Raw genomic sequence first — 15,171 nt, forward strand, 5'->3', positions numbered from 1 at the left:
CCGGCGAGGACGGGCTCGATCCGAACGCCTATCCGGTGCCGGCCATCGGCAAGCTCAGCCGCCCGGATACCAATGCCGAGATCGCGGAGGCCGACCTCAAGCTCTCGGCGGCGCTTGCCCTCTACGCCCGCGACGCGCGGGGCGGGCGCGTGAACCCCGCCACGATCTCGAAACTGATCACCCCGACCCTCGACCTGCCCCCCGCCGACACGGTTCTGACGCGCTTGGCCGTGGCGGGCGCTCAGGCGGGTGACGTGCTGCAATCTTATAACCCGCGCCAGCCCGGCTATCTCGCCCTCAAGAAGCGCCTCGCCACCTTGCGGGCCGGCCGCACGCAGGGGGCGCCGAGCGTGAAACTGCCCGAGGGGCCGGTGCTGAAGCTCGGCATGAGCGATGCCCGCGTGCCGCTGCTGCGCAGCCGCTTCGGCCTCGACACCCACACCGCCGGCACGCTCGATTCCGCGCCGGGCCAGCCGGAAGCCTATGACCGCGCGGTGGCCGATGCCGTACGCGGCTTCCAGCGCAGTCGCGGCCTGCCCGCCAGCGGCACCCTGACCCGCGCCACCGTGGCGGCCCTGGCCGACCCGGCCCTGCCGAAGCCGAGCGGGAGCGAAGCCGACCTCCTCGTCAACATGGAGCGGTGGCGCTGGCTGCCGCCCGAACTCGGGCCCGATTACGTCCTCGTCAATGTGCCGGCCTACAAGCTCAAGGTTTTCCGCGGGGGCACCCTGCGCGACGAGACCCGCGTCATCGTCGGCAAGCCGACGAGCCCGACCCCGATCTTTTCGGGGATGATGGAATACGCGGTCGTCAATCCGTCCTGGTACGTGCCGCCCTCGATCCTGAAGCAGATGCTGGCCTCCGGCCGCACCAACGGCTTCGAGGTGGTGCGCCGGGGCAATGCGATCTCCCTGCGCCAGCCGCCGGGCGAGCGGAATGCGCTCGGCTTCATCAAGTTCATGTTCCCGAACCAGCACTCGGTGTACCTGCACGACACGCCGAACCGCTCGCTGTTCTCGGCCTCGACCCGTGCCTTCAGCCATGGCTGCGTCCGCGTGGACGATCCGTTCCGCTTCGCCGACGCGGTGTTGCCGAACTGGACGGAGGAGCGCCTGAAGAAGCTGATCGGCAAGGGCGAGCGCACCCTGCGGCTACCGGAGAAGCTGCCGGTCCACCTCGCCTACTTCACCGCCGAGGTGGACGATCTCGGCTCCTACCGCACCCTGCCCGACCTCTACGGCTATGACGGGCCGATGAAGGTCGCCCTCGGCCTCGCCGCCCGTTCCGAGGCGGTGGCACGGGCGCCCGCCGGTGCGAAGCGTCCTGCGGCGGAGGCGGCGGCAAAGCGGACGGGGCCGCGGGAGGCCGCGCGCCCGGCGCCGCGTTCGGCGGCGACCCGCGAGGCGCTGCGCCGCGAGCGGGCACCGGTACAGCGCCGGGCGCCCGAGATGTTCGGCAATCCCTGGGGCGGCGAGGCGGTCGAGTATCAACCGCGCAGCTACTGGTAGAGTGTTTCGCGGCCTTGTCTCGCGCTAATAGCAAGACCGGCATTCACCCTGGGACAGCCTGCTGCAAAGCTCTCGCGTGCCGCTTGCGAGGCACTTTTTTGCCACGGTTGGCCCGTAGCCGTCCCTGACAGACGGCAAGCAGCACGGGCCCCGACGACCCGCCCTTTCCGGTCCTCGGTCAACCCTTTGCGCCCGCCGCGACGTCGCCGACGTCGGGCCGTCTCGCGAGGGGTAGGACCATGCTGCGCACGATCCGAGAGCGCCTGACCTCGAAACGCGTGCTGCCGTCCCCTCCCCGTCCGAAGCCTGTCGCCTCTGCCGCCGGTGTCGTCGCCGCCCTCATTTTGCTGGCCGGCACCGCCGAAACCCAGGACGCGGTCGCCAACGGCGACACCCGCACCCTGTCGATGGTGCATGAGCATACGGGCGAGAGCCTGACCGTGACCTTCAAGCGCGACGGGCGCTACGACCGCGCCGCCCTCGACCAGCTCAACTGGCTCCTGCGCGACTGGCGCGAGAACGAGTCGATCAAGATGGATCCGCGCCTGTTCGACGTGGTGTGGGAGGCCCAGCGCTCCGCCGGCTCGACGCAGCCCTTGCGCATCGTCTGCGGCTACCGCAGCCCGAAGACCAACGGAATGCTGCGCCGCCGCTCCTCGGGCGTGGCCGAGACCAGCCAGCACATGCTCGGCAAGGCCATGGACTTCTTCATGACCGATGCCTCGATCGACCAGATCCGCGCCATCGGCATGCGGATGCAGCGCGGCGGCGTCGGCTGGTATCCCCGCTCCGGCTCGCCCTTCGTGCATCTCGATGTCGGCTCGGTGCGCTCCTGGCCGCGCATGACCCACGATCAGCTCGCGCGCCTGTTCCCGGACGGCAAGACCGTCCACCTGCCGGCCGATGGCAAGCCCCTCGCCCGCTACGAGCAGGCCCGCGCCGAGATCCTGGCTCGCGGCGGCACGGTGCTCGGCTACACGGCCATCGCCAGCGCCGACGAGATCGATGACGGGCCGGGCCTGAAGGGCTTCTTCGCCTCGCTGTTCGGCGGTGGAAGCGCGGCGGAGGCGCCGCCGGCCGCCCTCGCCAACGCGCCCGCACCATCGAAGGCACGGGCCAAGCCGAGCATCGCCGTGGCGAGCGCCGATCCGGCCGATGGGGCGGGAACCGTTCAAGCGATGGCCTATGCTGCCCCGAACGCTTCCGAGGTTCTGGGGGCGCGGAGCCTTCGCCAGGATGGCGCCTCGGCCAGGGAGTTGCTGACCGGCGGGGCCGAGCAGAGCGTCGTCGCGCCGCTGCCGCCCCGACGCCCCGGCGACCTCGCCGTCGTGGCGGCCGCCCTCACCGTTCCGCTGCCGCCGCAGCGCCCGGTCCGGCTCGCCTCCCTCAACGGCGAGGGCCTGGCCGGAATGGCTCATGTCGCGGAGGCCGATCCGGATACGCCAGGGGAGCCGGCCGAACCGCGCGCTGGCGAGGCGCGCCTCATTCCGGCGGATGCCGATCCGCGCGAGCAGCTGCGCGGCCTGTTCTTCGCGGCGGTCCAGGGTATCTCCGAGCCCGCCGCGCCGACGGTGCCGGTCCGTGTGGCCCTGGCGCGCCCGCGACCCGACGAGGCGCCGCCCGCCGAGGCGTTGCGGACCCTTTCCGCTCCGGCGAGTCATTTCTCGACGCAAGCCGCGCCGGACGCTCTCTCCGCCTCACGCTTCACCGGATCGGCGATGGAGATGCCGGTCGGATCGCGTTGACGGTGGGCGGGTGCCCGTAGCGGAGGGCACCTCGAAGGAGTTCCGCTGCTGCGCTCCTCTCAGGCCCCCGGCGCTCGTCCGAGACATCGAGTTCAGGACGAGACACGGGGCTTTTGTTTGAGCGTCGTCTTTCTGCGGAAGCCTGACGCCGCGTCTCGGGCGTGAGGCCCTACGCCATGCCGAGCGCCTGCAGATAGAGTTCGAGGATCGCCTCTTCTTCCTGGCGCTCATCGTGGTCGCGCTTGCGCAGGGAGATGATCTTGCGCAGCACCTTCACGTCGAAGCCGTTGGCCTTGGCTTCGGCATAGATATCCTTGATGTCGCCCGCGATGCCGGCCTTCTCCTCTTCGAGGCGCTCGATGCGCTCGATGATGCTCTTGAGCTGGTCGGCGGCGACCGAGGACGGATCGACGGCGGGGGCAGGCGAGGCGGCCATGGCGGCGCTCCTTCGTGCGGGGAAGACGTGGGACGGCAAGCCCCACGCCGGATACCTGCCGGGTTACGCCATCAACCTTACCCGCTCGTTGATGGCGTGCGGCACCCCTCCGATGTCATACCAAATCCGTTTGATCCCTTCGGGATGGTGGATTCGGGCTTCGTTCAGACGCCGCGCGGGCTCCCCGATCCTGCCGGTCTGTTCAACCGGAGACAGGATCAGTGGCCGCCGGTCTGGGCTCCGGAGAAGCGGGCCTGCTGCTCCGGCGTCGCCTCGGTCTGGTGCTGCCGCTTCCATTCCTCGTAAGGCATCCCGTAGACGTGCTCGCGGCTCTGATCCTTGCTCAGGTCGAGTCCGCGCTCGTCCGCCGCGTCCTTCAGCCAGTTCGACAGGCAATTGCGGCAGAAGCCGGCGAGATTCATCAGATCTATGTTCTGCACGTCGGTGCGGTGACGCAGATGCGAGACCAGACGACGGAACACCGCCGCCTCCAGCTCGGTCTGCGTGGCGGGGTCGATCTCGGTCATGGCGTCGTCCTTGCGGCTCGGAAGGGTTTCCGCAGAGGTCGTTCCCCCTGCCCTCCCCGTCAAGCGGAGGCGCGCAGCATCGGTCTCAGGATGCGGGCGAATCGCTGGGCCCATTCCTCCTGACCTTCAGGCCCCCCGATCAGATCCTGGCGGATTTCGATCAGGGCGTTGGGAAGCCCGCGGGCCGTGGCATGGCGGTCGATCGTGTCGCCGGGCAGGCCGCCACCATAGGGCTGGTTGTCTCCCACCGTCAGCCCGGCCGGATCGGCCTTCAGGGCGGCGATGATCGGGCGGCTCATACGCTCGTCCCGGTCGTAGAGCACGCCCACTTGCCAGGGCCGGGCGATGGTGCGCCAGAACGGGGTGAAGCTGTGCATGGTCAGGATCATCGGCGGCCCGGCCGCCGCCTCGGCCTGGGCGACGGCTTCGTCCACCGCCCGGTCGAAGGGGACGTAGAAGCGGCGGATCCGTTCGGCGATCCCGGCCGCGTCGATGCGGGCATTGCCGGGCACGATGGCACCGTCCGACAGCCGCATCACCAGGGTCGGATCGAGCCTCCCCCGGTTCGGGTCGATGATGAGCCGCGAGAATTGCGTCAGCACCGCCGGCACACCGAGCAGCGCGGCGAGCCGGCGCGTGACCGCGGCGGCGCCGATATCGTAGGCGATGTGCCGTGAGAATTCCGCCTCCGGCACGCCGAGCCGGCCGAGATCCTCCGGCACGGCGTTCGAGGCGTGCTCGCAGATCAGCAGGAGGCCGCGGGACGGGTCCCCGGCGATGCGCTCCACGGGATGTTCGGGAAGGGTCTGAGTCTCTGGTTCGATGGACAGCATGGCGCCTTATCTGGGCCGGCACGGCGAGATGGGAAAGGCTTTGCCCGCCAGAGCAGGCTTGGCACGCGGAGCGGACGGGCGGGGGTCAAAAAGATTGCTGTGGTGGACGAAAGTTTTGTGAAACGGCGAAGGCTTGCCGATGCGGCGGGGCTCGGGCAAGCACAGGCTCAAACAAGAACCGTGCGAGGACGCTCATGACCGCCCCTGTCTCGACCGATCCGGCCCAGGCCGAGCGTCGCGCCCTTCTCTCGGCGATCCTCGACGAGGCGATCGCCGCCGCCCATCCGCGCAAGTGCCTCGTCGGCCATCTGCCGGCGCCGACGCAGGGCCGCCTGATCATCCTCGGCGCGGGCAAGGCGGGTGGCAGCATGGCCGCCGTCGCCAGCCGATTCTACCGCCAGGAGCACGGCGTGCCGGAGGACCGGATCGTCGGCCTCGCCGTCGCGCGCCATGGCTACGGCGAGGACGCCCCCGGCATCCGCATGGTGGAGGCGGGACACCCGGTTCCGGACGCCGCCGGCATCGAAGCAACGAAGGAGGCCCTTGCCCTCGCTGCCAGCGCCGGTCCCGAGGATGAGGTGCTGGTCCTGCTCTCCGGCGGCGGATCGGCCAACTGGATCGCGCCCGCCGGCACTCTCACCCTTGCCGAGAAGCAGGCCATCACCAAGGCGCTGCTGCGCTCCGGCGCGCCGATCAACGAGATCAACGCCGTTCGCAAGCACCTGTCGCGCATCAAGGGCGGCCGGCTCGCCGTCGCGGCGCGCAACGCCAAGTCGATCCTGACGCTGGCGATCTCCGACGTGCCGCATGACGATCCCTCGGTGATCGCCTCCGGCCCGACCGTGCCGGATCCCTCGACCCTCGCCGATGCCCGCGCGATCTGCGAGCGCCGGGGCATCGCCCTGCCCGATTCGGCCCTGGCGCTGCTGAACGACCCGGCCAACGAGACGCCGAAGGCGGGCGATCCGGCCTTCGCCCGGGCCGAGTATCGCATCATCGCCCGCCCCATCGACGCCCTGGAGGCCGCGGCCGAAGCGGCCCGCCGCGCCGGCTACGAGCCGGTTATGCTGGGCTCGGACCTCGAAGGCGAGGCCCGCGAGGTCGCCGCCGAGCATGCCCGGCTCGCCCTCGACGCGAAGCGGGAGGGTAAGCGGATCGCCTTGGTTTCCGGCGGCGAACTCACCGTCACCATCCGTGGCGAGGGTGACGGCGGGCCGAACCAGGAATATGCGCTGGCGCTTGCCATCGCGCTCGACGGGGCCGAGGGCATCGCCGGCATCGCCGCCGACACCGACGGCACCGATGGCGGTCGCGGCGCCGCGACCGACCCGGCGGGCGGTCTCGTCGACGCGACCACCCTGGCGCGCGCCCGCGCCGCCGGGCTCGACCCGCAGGCGATGCTGACGGACAACGATTCGACGCGATTCTTCGCCACCATCGGCGATCTCGTTCAGCCGGGCCCCACTCGGACCAATGTCAACGATTGTCGCGTCATCCTCGTGGGCTGAGGCCCATTCCCGCCGCCGGATCCTCCGGCGGCTCTGCCTCGGGGCGGCGCTCACCCTCCTCCCCTTCCCCGCCCTGGCCGACCTGCGCCTGTGCAACCAGACCGCCAGCAAGGTCGGCGTGACGCTCGGCTACCGGGACGCCCAGGGCTGGGTGACGGAGGGCTGGTGGGACTTGAAGCCCCGCAATTGCGAAACCCTGCTGCGGGGCTCGCTGGCGGCGCAGTTCTACTATGTCTATGCGGTCGACTATACGCGCGGCGGCGAGTGGAGCGGGCGTGCGATGATGTGTACCCGCGACACGGCCTTCACCATCCGCGGTGTCGAGGATTGCCTTGCCCGTGGCTTCGACCGCAACGGGTTCATCGAAGTCGATACCGGCCAGCAGCGGAACTGGACGATTCAGCTCTCCGATCCCGGCCAGCCCCTGGCGGGCGGCCCCTGACCCTCGTCGCGAGGGGCTGAGAGGCGGAGTGCCTCCGCTCTCCGGCAAACACCCTCGCCCCTCATGCCGGGCGCTCGCGCAGCGAGCCTCGAAGCACCCCGGAACGGTCGAGCCCATGGCATCCGTCCGGCGGGAGAAGCGTCGCGGGGGGCTTCGAGGCTGCTGTCGCAGTGCCTCGATGAGGACTGCCATGAAGACTGGATGAGATGGCTCAAACAGGCTCTCACAAACGAAAAGAGCGCCCCGAAGGACGCTCTCTCGTTACGTCTCGAACGGTGAACCGTCTCAGAGGCCGCTGAACTTGTAATTGAAGCCGGCGCGGATCAGGCTGCCCTCGGTGCTGAAGCGCGAGGTGTAGGAACCGGGAACGGTCGAGACCGGGCCGACGAAGATGTTGCGGTTGCCGAGATCGTAGCGGATGTACTCGGCCTTGATCGTCACGTCCGACTTGATGCCGAGCCACTTGCCGAAGGCGAAGGTGCTCAGGAAGCTGTCGGCCGGGATCGCGTACTCGATACCGCCACCGTAGTTGTAGCCGGTCTCGAAGATCTTGCGGGCGCCGCCGGTATACTGGAGGACGGTGGCGTTCGGGTTGTAGAAATCGGCGCCGTAGCCGACATAACCGAAGGCGAGACCGCCGGTGCCGTACACGAGGAACCGGTCGAAGGCGTAGCCGAGCTTGCCGTTGACGGTGCCGAGGAAGTCGATGTTCTGGGTGTAGACGCTGGCATTGCCGACGACAGGGTTCGGCGTGCCGTAGAAGCCGGTATGCTTGTCGAGGTCGAGCCAGGTCACGTCGAGGGCGACGCCAGCGACGAAACCGGAGCCCGGCGTGAACTGCACGTTATAGCCGAAGCCGCCGCCGATCTTGGAGAAGCCGTCGACCTCGCTCTTGAGGGAGGCAGGGCGGCGGCCGGCGGTCACGTTGCCGGCGGTGAAGAGGTCGTTGCCGCTGGTGCGGATGTTCTGGTTATCGGTGAAAGCGTAACCGGTGTGCAGGCCAGCGTAGAAGCCGGTCCACGTGAAGACCGGAACCGGCGCGAAGGCGATCGGGGGAGCCTCGCGGCGGGGCAGATCGGCGGCCAGCGCCGCGGTCGTCGCGAGCGCCGCTGCGCTGCCCAGGAGGAGTGCTCTGATCACGGTAAGGTCCGCCCTTGGAAATGCTGTGTTCTGAACGAAAGCTACCAGCGAAGCGGCCAAGCTGCCTATGACTTTACTGCAACACGCAGCGAAGATGCCGCTGGAGTTGCGTTTACGAAATGTTAAACGCTGAAGTCCTTCCCAGTTGAGCGGGCAAAAGAACAGGGCTTCGAAGAAAAGGTTCCCGGTGCCGGTAAATTCCCGACATGCTGGGGATCTGCGGCCTTGACCTCGGACGCGCAGGGATGCTTGTGGCCCGCAAGCCCCCGTCCGGCCAGCGGCGCCGCTTGAGAGCGCCCTCCCTATGCCGGGCCGTTCCCGCCCGCGCGATACCCGCGTCCCGCGGGTCCAGCGGGTGATGGAGGCTAGATTTGAAGCGCTCGCGTCGCACCAAGATCGTCGCAACCCTCGGCCCGGCATCCGATACGCCGGAGATGATCGAGAAGCTGTTTCATGCCGGTGTGGACGTGTTCCGCATCAACATGAGCCATCTCGCCCGTGAAAAGCTGCCGGAGCGGATCGAGGTGATCCGCACCATCGAGCGCGAGGCCAAGCGCCCCATCGGCATCCTCGTCGATCTGCAGGGTCCGAAGCTGCGGCTCGGCACCTTTCTCGGCGACGCGGCGCATATCGAGAACGGCCAGACTTTCGTGCTCGATTCGGACCCGACGCCCGGCAATGCCAACCGGGTCTACCTGCCCCATCCGGAGATTCTCACCGCCCTCGAGCCCGATCACGCGGTCCTGATCGACGACGGCAAATTGCGCCTCGTCGTCACCGAGGTGAGCGAGGGCCGCGCCGTCACCCGCGTCGAGGTCGGCGGCCGCATCTCCAACCGCAAGGGCGTCTCCCTGCCTCACACGGTGCTGCCCCTGCCGGCGATGACCGACAAGGATCGCGGCGACCTGGAAGCGGGCCTCGCAGCCGGTGCCGACTGGATCGCCGTCTCCTTCGTGCAGCGTCCCGAGGACGTGGCCGAGGTGAAGAAGGTCGCCGCCGGGCGCGCCCAGGTGATGGCCAAGATCGAGAAGCCGCAGGCCCTCTCCCGCCTCGACGAGATCATCGAGATCTCCGACGGCATCATGGTCGCCCGCGGCGATCTCGGCGTCGAGATGCCGCTCGAGCAGGTGCCGGGGGTGCAGAAGCGCATCACCCGCGGCGCCCGGCGCCTCGGCAAGCCCGTCGTCGTCGCGACGCAGATGCTCGAATCGATGATCACCTCTCCGGTGCCGACCCGCGCCGAGGTGTCGGACGTGGCGACCGCCGTCTACGAGGGCGCCGACGCGGTGATGCTCTCCGCCGAGAGCGCCGCCGGTGAGTTCCCGGTCGAGGCGATCGCCACCATGAACCGCATCGCCGAACAGGTGGAGCGCGATGCGCTCTATTGGTCGATCCTGATGGCTCAGCGCTCCGAGCCGGAGCCCACCGCCTCGGACGCCATCGCGGCGGCCGCCCATCAGATCGTCGATGCCCTCGGCCTGCGGGCGATCATGGCCTGGACCCATTCAGGATCGACCGTGCTGCGGCTCGCCCGCGCCCGGCCCAATGCCAGCGTGATCGCGTTGACGCCGAAGCGCGAGACGGCGCGCCGCCTCACCATGGCCTGGGGCGTGCACCCGATCGTCACCAAGGACGCCAGCGACGTAGACGACATGGCCTTCCGTGCCGCGAAATTCGCGGTGCGCGAGCGGTTCGCGGAGATCGGCGACCGGGTGATCGTGGTGGCCGGCGTTCCGTTCGGCATCCCCGGCGCCACCAACATGGTGCGCATCGCCTTCGTCACTCGGGAGCACGCCGAGCGGGCGTGATCTCGTCCGCCGCCGTCAGCCCGTCCACCTCGCGGATCAGGGCCTCGGCGGCGGTGTAGGTCAGCATATGCCCGGCGCCCGGCAGCACGACGCGCCGGGCATGCGGCATCGCCCGGCCGAGGGGATCGGCCTGGAGTTCGGTCTGGACGACCGGATCGGCCCCGCCGGCCACGATGACGCTCGGCACGCGGATCGTGCCGTAGTGCGGCGCCTGCTCCGCCAGCGCCCCGGGCAATCCGGCGAGATCCTGGATGTTGGCGAGCGCCGATTCCGGCCGCAGGATCAGGGGCGCACGGCTCGCCGCGACGTAATTCTCGACCGGCGCCTCCGGCCGGAACACGCTTCGCGCGACCGACGGCAGGTAGGCGAGCCCCAGCGGCACCGCCACGGTGTGCGTGAGCAGCCACGTCACCGGCGGCTTCAACGCCAGATTCGCCCACCAGGGCAGCGGGCGGGGCGGGAACGGCACCGCGACCGGCGCGACGAGGACGAGGCCCCGGACCTGTTCCGGCCGGTCGAGGGCCATCCGCAGGGCGAGCGCCCCGGACCACGAATGGCCCAGGAGAATCACCTTTCCGGCCCCGAGGCGGTCGAGGGCCTGCCCCAGCGCCCTCCCCTGAAAGGCAGGCGTGGCCGCCTCCGATCCGGCGAGCCGGTCGCTGTTGCCGTAACCCGGCCGGTCGAAGGCGATGACGCGATAGCCCGCCCGGGCGAGAGAGCGCCCGACCCCTTCCATCGGATCGTAGGCATTGGCGGAGGCGCCGTGCAGCAGCACGACCGTGGCCCGTGCCCCCTCCCCCGGCCCGTCCTCCAGATAGGCGATTCGGCCACCATCGACGGCGACGCTGCGGTCGGCCGGCGGGTAGCGGGCCTCGACGCGCCACGCGATCAGCCGCGTCGCCACCGCCGCGCAGACGAGAGCCGCCACGACGAGGGCCAGAACGACCGCGAGGAAGCCGAGTGTGACGCGCAGGAGGTCGGCGGCGAGGCTCACGGAGACGGCATCAGAGGTCGCGGCCGTCGACGTCTGGCGTCAGGCGCTCGATCGCCTTCTTGAGCATGTCCCATTGCGGGTAGAGCGCCTCCGCCCGGCGAAAGGCGTCGAGCGCCCGGACTTTGTCGTCCTGCGCGAGGTAGAGCTTGCCCAAGGCGGCCCAGGCCTCGAAATGGCGGGGTTCCAGAACCAGGGCCCGCTGCAGGTCGGCGATGGCGCTCGCCGAATCGGACAGGCGCCAGAACAGCGTCGCGCGCCGGCTCCAGCCCTCCGACCAGTTCGGCTCCAGAGCGACGGCGCGGTCCATCAGCTCGACGGCAAGCGGCAGGTCGTTGCCGCTCATTGCCTGCCGGGCGCGGTCGGAGAGTAGGTCGGCGGTGGCGCTGCCGGACCGGCCGAGGCGCCGCTCGATCAGGGTGGCGATGGCCTTCGCCTCGGCCTCGTCGCCGGCCTCCTTGAGGCGGGCATAGAGGTCTTCGAGGCTGACCGGCGGGTGCGGCTTGCGCCCCTTCTCCGGCCGCTCTTTCTCGGCCGCGACGACGGCGCCGCCGAATCCCGTCTGGCCCGCCAGCACGAGGCCGAGGCAGAGGGCGTTCAGGACGAGAGGCGGGCGAATCGACATAGGGCCGAAGCTTTCACTCCGGCCCCCGCATCCGTCAACGCGCTCCGGTGCCGCGCATGCGCGCGGCCCGGACGATCAGCCCTGGCGGGCCTTGAAGCGCTTCTGGGTCTTGTTGATGATGTAGACGCGGCCCTTACGGCGCACGAGCTGGTTGTCACGGTGACGGGCGCGCAGCGACTTGAGCGAGTTGCGAATCTTCATCGGTCTCACATCGGCACGGATCGAGACCGGCCGCCTGTTGTTCAAGGTGTCTCGATAGGACGGAGCGCCGCGAGGACGCTCCGGCGATGACGTCGGTGACATCGCTGGGAGGTGGTCGCCTTATCAGACAACCCCCGCCAAAGGCAAGGTTCTCGGCCTCCGTCCGGCCTCTTCCGAGGAAGAGCGGGACATCGGCAACGGATTCCCTATCTCTCCTTCCAAGCCTTTGCGATCTGATCGGTCAAGGGCTTGGTGAGGTAGGACAGCACCGAGCGCTCGCCGATCTGCGTGTACGACTCGACCGGCATGCCGGGAACGAGGCGCAGACCCTTCAGACGATCCTTGTTCTCGTCGCTGATGCGGATGCGCGCGGTGTAGAAGGACTGGCCCGTCTTCGGATCCTGGGTCACGTCGGCGGAGACGCGCACCACCTCGCCGTCGATCTCCGGGGTGGTGCGGGTGTTGAAGGCGGAGAAGCGCAGCACCGCCTTCTGGCCGACGCGCACGTTGTCGATGTCCTGCGGCTGCACCCGCACCTCGACGAGGAGCTGGTCGGCCGCCGGCACGATCAGCATGGCCGGCTCGCTCGGCACGACCAGGCCGCCGACGGTATGCACCGTCATCTGGTGGACATAGCCGTCCTGCGGCGCCCGCAGCTCGACCCGCTTGAGCTGGTCCTCGGCCGCCACGCGCTTCTCGCGCAGTTCCGACCACTTGCCGCGAATCTCGGCCAGATCCTTGCCGACCTCGGTGCGCATCTCCTGGTCGATCTGGAAGATCTGCAGCTCGGTCTCGGCGATCTTGCCGCGCGCCGAGGCCGTGGAGGCGATGAGCTGGCCGCGCTCGCCCTCGAGCCGCGCCGCGTCCCGCTCCAGGGCGGTGACGCGGGAGAGCGGCACGAGGTTCTTGGCGTAGAGATCGCGCACGCCGGTCAATTCGTGGCCGATCAGGTCGATCTCGCGGTCCTTGGCCGCCGCCTGCTTGGTCAGGCCGGCGATCTCCTGGCGCAGTTGATCGACCCGCTCCCGCAACTGCGCCTTCTGGCCCTCGCGACCGGCGACGCGGGCCGCGAACAGGCGCGATTCGCCGTCGATCAGCCGGGTCACGCTCGCATCGCTGTCGATGCGCGAGACGAGCTCGGGCGGGAAGGCGACGGCCTTCAACCCGTCGCGCTCGGCCTCGTCGCGGGCGCGGCGGGCGGCCAGCTCGTCCATGGCCTTCAGCACGATGTCGAGATTGGCCCGGGTCTGGGTCTCGTCGAGGCGGATCAGCACGTCGCCGGCGGCGACCCGCTGACCCTCGCGCACGAGGAGTTGGCCGACCACGCCGCCGGTCGGGTGCTGCACCTTCTTGATGTCGCTCTCGACCACGAGCTGGCCCGGAGCGATCACGGCGGCGGCGATGTCGGTGAAGGTGGCCCAACCGCCGATGCCGAGGACGAGGGCGGCCGAGAGCCCGGCCGCGACGGCGAGGTGACGGCGGATCGAACCGTGGGCGACGGGCCGCGGCAGGGCCGGGGCAAGGCCGTTCAGGGGCGCGAGGGTCGACGACATCAGGCACTCTCTCGGATGGCGGTCGTGGCCACCTGTTTGGACGCCTCATCGGCGGTGACAGGGACCGGCGCGGGAGCCGGCGCTGGGCGCAGCACGCGCTTGAGGATCTCGTCCTTGGGCCCGAAGGCCTGAGCGCGGCCGTCGGCCATCATCAGGATCAGGTCGAGGGCGGCGAGCGCGCTCGGGCGGTGGGCGACGACGACGCAGATGCCGCCGCGCCGCCGCACGCCGAGGATCGCCTCGGTCAGCGCGTTCTCGCCTTCGCTGTCGAGATTGGCGTTGGGCTCGTCGAGCACCACGAGGAACGGTTCGCGGTAGAGCGCGCGGGCGAGGCCGACGCGCTGGCGCTGGCCGGCGGACAGGCCCGAACCGCCCTCGCCGATCTGGGTGTCGTAGCCCTCCGGCAGCCGCAGGATCAGCTCGTGCACGCCGGCCGCCCTGGCGGCGGCGATGACCGCCTCGGACGGCGCGCCGGGCTCGAAGCGGGCGATGTTCTCGGCCACCGTGCCGGCGAACAACTCCACCTCCTGCGGCAGGAAGCCGATATGGGCGCCGAGATCGCCGCTGGTCCATTGGTCGAGGGCCGCGCCGTCGAAACGAACTTTTCCGCGCACCGGCGGCCAGACGCCGACGAGCGCGCGCACCAGGGAGGACTTGCCGGAGGCCGAGGGGCCGATGATGCCGAGCCCCTGCCCGGCCCGGAGGCCGAAGCTGACATCCTGCACCACGAGGCGCGGCGTGCCGGGCGGAACGATGCTGACGCCCTCGACGGTGATGGTCTCGGCCGGCGCCGGCAGAACCTGCGGCCGGTGCCCCACCGGCATCCGCGCGAACAATTCGGACAGGCGGCGCCAGCTCTGCCGCGCGGCCACGAAGCCCTTCCAGTTGGCGATGGCGAGCTCGGCCGGGGCGAGCGCCCGCGAGACGAGGATCGAGGAGGCGATGATGATGCCGGCGGTGGCCTCGTTGTGGATGACGAGCCAGGCGCCGAGCGCCAGCACGCCCGATTGCAGCGCCATGCGGAACACCTTCGAGCCGGCGCCGAAACCGCCGCCGACATCGGCGACGCTCTGGTGCGCCTCGCGGTAGTCGCGGTTGGCCAGAGCCCAGCGGGCGGCGAGGCGCTCCTGCATGCCCATGGCCGCCAGCACCTCGGCGTTGCGGCGTCCGGATTCGGCCAAGCCGTTGCGGCGCATGCCGAAGCCGGTGGCGGCCTGGGTCGGGCCCTTGCTGGAGCGGTCGGTGAAGTAGGTGAGGCCCGCCAGGACCGCCATGCCGACGAGGGCGGCGACGCCGATCAGCGGATGGAACAGGAAGCAGATCAGCAGGTAGACCGGCATCCACGGCAGATCGAAGAAGGCGGACGGGCCGGTGCCGGCGAGGAAGGCGCGGATCTGGTCGAGATCGCGCAGGGGCAGCAGGCCGTCCCCCTGCGAGGCCCCCTTGAGGGGCGCGCGGACGACGAGATCGAACACGCGCCCGCTCAAGGATTCGTCGAGGGCGGCGCCGACCCGCGCCAGGATGCGGGCGCGGATGGTCTCCAACAGGCCCTGGAAGGCGTAGAGCACGAAGGCCAGGGCTCCCAGGCCGATCAGGGTCGGCACCGAGCGGCTCGGAATCACGCGGTCGTAGACTTCGAGCATGAAGAACGAGCCGGTGAGATAGAGGATGTTCACCAGCCCGCTCATCACGGCGACGCCCAGGAAGGCCGCCTTGCACCGTGCCAGCGCGGCGGCGATCTCGTTCTTGCTCTGCCCGTCGCTCACCGTGTCGTCCCCCGCTTCCGCGGCATCCTTCGACATGCCGCCACCCCGGCCGCCGCGCGACCTCCGTTAAGAGAGCGTTTTCATATCG

Annotated in this window: 14 protein-coding genes; 5 read left to right on the forward strand and 9 right to left on the reverse strand. The window is 69.9% G+C overall.

Going from position 1 to position 15,171, the window contains the following annotated elements; genetic code table 11:
- Both MZTS_RS12770 and MZTS_RS12775 read left to right on the forward strand, forming a co-directional pair.
- The coding region (locus tag MZTS_RS12770) for a L,D-transpeptidase family protein (RefSeq protein ID WP_192284134.1) at nt 1–1,508 on the forward strand (1,508 nt) is incomplete at its 5' end.
- A gap of 239 nt (nt 1,509–1,747) precedes the next feature.
- The gene (locus tag MZTS_RS12775; protein WP_192284135.1) at nt 1,748–3,253 is read left to right on the forward strand and encodes a peptidoglycan L,D-endopeptidase MepK; all 1,506 of its coding nucleotides are present in this window, start codon (nt 1,748–1,750) and stop codon (nt 3,251–3,253) included.
- A 169-nt stretch (nt 3,254–3,422) separates the two neighbouring features.
- On the opposite strand, the gene MZTS_RS12780 is transcribed toward MZTS_RS12775, so the two are convergent.
- The 3 genes from MZTS_RS12780 to MZTS_RS12790 all read right to left on the reverse strand — a co-directional run bounded on the left by MZTS_RS12780 (nt 3,423) and on the right by MZTS_RS12790 (nt 5,049).
- Nucleotides 3,423–3,689: a DUF2312 domain-containing protein gene (locus MZTS_RS12780; protein WP_009864640.1), complete on the reverse strand. Its 267-nt coding sequence runs from the start codon at nt 3,687–3,689 to the stop codon at nt 3,423–3,425.
- Nucleotides 3,690–3,907: 218 nt separating this feature from the next.
- Nucleotides 3,908–4,216, reverse strand: coding sequence for a DUF1244 domain-containing protein (locus tag MZTS_RS12785; RefSeq protein WP_009864362.1), 309 nt, complete (start codon nt 4,214–4,216; stop codon nt 3,908–3,910).
- A gap of 59 nt (nt 4,217–4,275) precedes the next feature.
- The gene (locus tag MZTS_RS12790; RefSeq protein ID WP_192284136.1) at nt 4,276–5,049 is read right to left on the reverse strand and encodes an N-formylglutamate amidohydrolase; all 774 of its coding nucleotides are present in this window, start codon (nt 5,047–5,049) and stop codon (nt 4,276–4,278) included.
- A 194-nt stretch (nt 5,050–5,243) separates the two neighbouring features.
- On the opposite strand from MZTS_RS12790, the gene MZTS_RS12795 reads away from it, so the two are divergent.
- Both MZTS_RS12795 and MZTS_RS12800 read left to right on the forward strand, forming a co-directional pair.
- Entirely contained in the window at nt 5,244–6,557 is a 1,314-nt protein-coding gene (locus MZTS_RS12795; RefSeq protein ID WP_192284137.1) for a glycerate kinase type-2 family protein, read from the forward strand.
- Nucleotides 6,523–6,999, forward strand: a complete 477-nt coding sequence (locus MZTS_RS12800) for a DUF1036 domain-containing protein (RefSeq protein WP_009865371.1) — start codon at nt 6,523–6,525, stop codon at nt 6,997–6,999. The genes MZTS_RS12795 and MZTS_RS12800 overlap by 35 nt, the downstream gene beginning before the upstream one ends.
- 285 nt (nt 7,000–7,284) lie before the next feature.
- On the opposite strand, the gene MZTS_RS12805 is transcribed toward MZTS_RS12800, so the two are convergent.
- Nucleotides 7,285–8,139 carry a hypothetical protein gene (locus MZTS_RS12805; RefSeq protein WP_009865370.1) on the reverse strand — a complete coding sequence of 285 codons (855 nt, stop codon included), beginning with the start codon at nt 8,137–8,139 and terminating at the stop codon, nt 7,285–7,287.
- Nucleotides 8,140–8,510: 371 nt separating this feature from the next.
- On the opposite strand from MZTS_RS12805, the gene pyk reads away from it, so the two are divergent.
- Nucleotides 8,511–9,947 (forward strand): pyruvate kinase, encoded by a 1,437-nt coding sequence (pyk, locus tag MZTS_RS12810; RefSeq protein WP_192284138.1) that lies wholly within the window; start codon nt 8,511–8,513, stop codon nt 9,945–9,947.
- Here pyk and MZTS_RS12815 read toward each other — a convergent pair.
- The 5 genes from MZTS_RS12815 to MZTS_RS12835 form a co-directional block, all read right to left on the reverse strand.
- The gene (locus MZTS_RS12815; RefSeq protein WP_192284139.1) at nt 9,919–10,941 is read right to left on the reverse strand and encodes an alpha/beta fold hydrolase; all 1,023 of its coding nucleotides are present in this window, start codon (nt 10,939–10,941) and stop codon (nt 9,919–9,921) included. The genes pyk and MZTS_RS12815 overlap by 29 nt on opposite strands.
- Before the next feature lie 10 nt (nt 10,942–10,951).
- Nucleotides 10,952–11,563, reverse strand: a complete 612-nt coding sequence (locus MZTS_RS12820) for a tetratricopeptide repeat protein (RefSeq protein WP_009865784.1) — start codon at nt 11,561–11,563, stop codon at nt 10,952–10,954.
- Between the two features lie 75 nt (nt 11,564–11,638).
- Nucleotides 11,639–11,764, reverse strand: a complete 126-nt coding sequence (gene ykgO, locus MZTS_RS12825) for a type B 50S ribosomal protein L36 (RefSeq protein WP_192284140.1) — start codon at nt 11,762–11,764, stop codon at nt 11,639–11,641.
- Between the two features lie 206 nt (nt 11,765–11,970).
- Nucleotides 11,971–13,317 (reverse strand): HlyD family type I secretion periplasmic adaptor subunit, encoded by a 1,347-nt coding sequence (locus MZTS_RS12830; protein ID WP_192284141.1) that lies wholly within the window; start codon nt 13,315–13,317, stop codon nt 11,971–11,973.
- Nucleotides 13,317–15,119, reverse strand: a complete 1,803-nt coding sequence (locus MZTS_RS12835) for a type I secretion system permease/ATPase (protein WP_192284142.1) — start codon at nt 15,117–15,119, stop codon at nt 13,317–13,319. Before MZTS_RS12835 ends, MZTS_RS12830 begins: the two co-directional genes overlap by 1 nt.
- Nucleotides 15,120–15,171: the final 52 nt, after the last annotated feature.

The organism is Methylorubrum zatmanii (assembly GCF_014845115.1).
Classification (GTDB): domain Bacteria; phylum Pseudomonadota; class Alphaproteobacteria; order Rhizobiales; family Beijerinckiaceae; genus Methylobacterium; species Methylobacterium zatmanii.